Origin of the sequence: Promicromonospora citrea, from assembly GCF_013004695.1 — a bacterium.
In the GTDB taxonomy this organism is placed as follows: domain Bacteria; phylum Actinomycetota; class Actinomycetes; order Actinomycetales; family Cellulomonadaceae; genus Promicromonospora; species Promicromonospora citrea.
Map to the genome: position 1 here is coordinate 1 of NZ_JABEMG010000264.1, position 1,995 is coordinate 1,995.

Here is a 1,995-nt window from a genome sequence, read left to right on the forward strand (position 1 = left end):
GTGCCTCCCACGACCACCGACGTCACGACGCCCGCCGCGGCGGCGAGGGCGATGCGCCGGGCCCGGCTGCGCGGCCGCGGCCGCGGCCGGCGTCGTGCCTGCCGCAGGGCGGCCCGGGTCGGGACGACCGTCGCCGTCTCGACCTGGTCGGGTACGCCCAGCGCGCGCAGGATCCCGTCCAGCGAGGGGCGCCTCGCGGGGTCCTTGACCAGGCACGCGTCGAGGAACGGGCGCAGGTAGGCGGGCGCGTGGTCGTAGCTCGGGTCGTGCGACGCCACGCGGTACAGCACGACGGCGGGGTGGTCGCCCTCGTAGAGGTGCCGCCCGGTCGCGGCGTAGTAGGCCAGGGCCCCGAGCGCCCAGACGTCGGCCGCCGCCGTCGCCCGCTCACCTGCCGCCTGCTCGGGCGCCATGTACATCGGTGTGCCGACGGGCTGGCCCGTGAGGGTCACACGGGTCGCGTCGACCGTCGCCACGACGCCCAGGTCGATGAGCCGGGGGCCGTCGGGCCCGAGGATCACGTTGCCGGGCTTGACGTCGCGGTGCACCAGGTTCGCGCGGTGGACCGCGGCGAGGGCTTCCGCGACGCCGGTCACCACCTCGAGCACGTCGGCCTCGGAGAGCGGGCCCTCGGCGGCGACGGCCTGGGAGAGGGTCGGCCCGGGGATGTACTCGGTCGCGAGCCAGGGCAGCTCGGCGTCGGCGTCCGCGTCGACGAGGTTGGCGATGTGCCGGCTGCGCACCGTGGCCACCGCGCGCACCTCGCGCCGGAACCGGGCGCGGAACTCGTCGTCGTGGAGCTGGGCGCCACGGATGAGCTTGATGGCGACCTGCCTGCCCCGCCGGGCGGTGCCGAGGTAGACGTCGCCCATGCCGCCGCTGCCGAGGCGGGCCCGGATGCGGAACGGACCGATCGTGCGCGGTTCGCCGGAGCGCAGTGCTGCCGGTTCGGGCATCGATGTGGTCCGCCGAGGCGGATCCTGCAGCAAGGACATACCCCTTGTCGGTTACGGGAGCTGTCGGGCACGGGAGCTGTCGGTCACGCAGGGCGGGCCAAAATGCGCACTTCGCCCAATTACGTCGAAACTGGTGAAACGATAACGCACGGTGACCTCCCGCCGCTGTAGAAAGATGGACCCGTGGAACGACTCAGCGTCTGGGCCCCCGACGGGCTGCCCGAGATCCGGCCCGGCGACGACCTCGGCGACCTCCTCGCCGGACTGCTGGCCGGGCTCGACGAGCACGACAGGCCACGGGACGGCGACGTCGTGGTGGTCACCTCCAAGATCGTCTCGAAGGCCGAGGGGCGCGTCGTGGCCGCCGCCGACCGGGAGCAGGCCATCACGGACGAGACCGTCCGCGTGGTCGCCCGGCGCGAGCGGCCCGGTCTGCCCCCGCTGCGGATCGTGGAGAACAAGCTCGGCCTCGTGATGGCCGCCGCAGGGGTCGACGCGAGCAACACGCCCGAGGGCACCGTGCTGCTGCTCCCGGTGGACCCGGACGCGTCGGCGCGGCGCATCCGTGCGGCGCTGGCCCGGCGGCTCGGCGTCCGGCTGGGCGTCGTCGTCACCGACACCGCCGGCAGGCCCTGGCGCGACGCGCTCGTCGACATCGCGATCGGCTGCGCCGGGATCACGCCCACCGACGACCTGCGCGGCAGCGCCGACAGCCACGGGCGCAGGCTGGACGTCACGGTCACCGCGGTCGTGGACGAGATCGCGGCGGCGACCGAGCTGGTCCGGGGCAAGTCGACAGGGCGCGCCGTCGCCGTGGTGCGCGGCATGGACCGGCACGTCACCGACGACGACGGGCCCGGCGCCCGCGTGCTGGTGCGGGGCAGCGCCGACGACCTGTTCCGGGAGGGCTCGGCCGAGGCCTACGCGCGCGGCCTGGCGGACGGCCGGGCGGACGCCGCGGCCGACTCCTGACCGCCGCCCGGCAGGTCCGAGACCGCGGCCGCCCGGCTCCGGGGGCTCCAGGGCCGGGCGGCCGCGG

Annotated in this window: 2 protein-coding genes; one reads left to right on the plus strand and one right to left on the minus strand. The window is 75.6% G+C overall.

The annotated features are described in order from the left end of the window. Positions 1 to 956: serine/threonine-protein kinase (locus tag HLB15_RS23435; RefSeq protein ID WP_171109150.1), on the minus strand; the 956-nt coding region annotated here is incomplete at its 3' end. 183 nt (positions 957 to 1,139) lie between these two features. Between HLB15_RS23435 and cofE the strand changes: the two genes are divergently transcribed. Continuing rightward, the gene (cofE, locus tag HLB15_RS23440) at positions 1,140 to 1,928 is read left to right on the plus strand and encodes a coenzyme F420-0:L-glutamate ligase (protein ID WP_171109152.1); all 789 of its coding nucleotides are present in this window, start codon (positions 1,140 to 1,142) and stop codon (positions 1,926 to 1,928) included. The last annotated feature ends 67 nt before the right edge of the window (positions 1,929 to 1,995 follow it).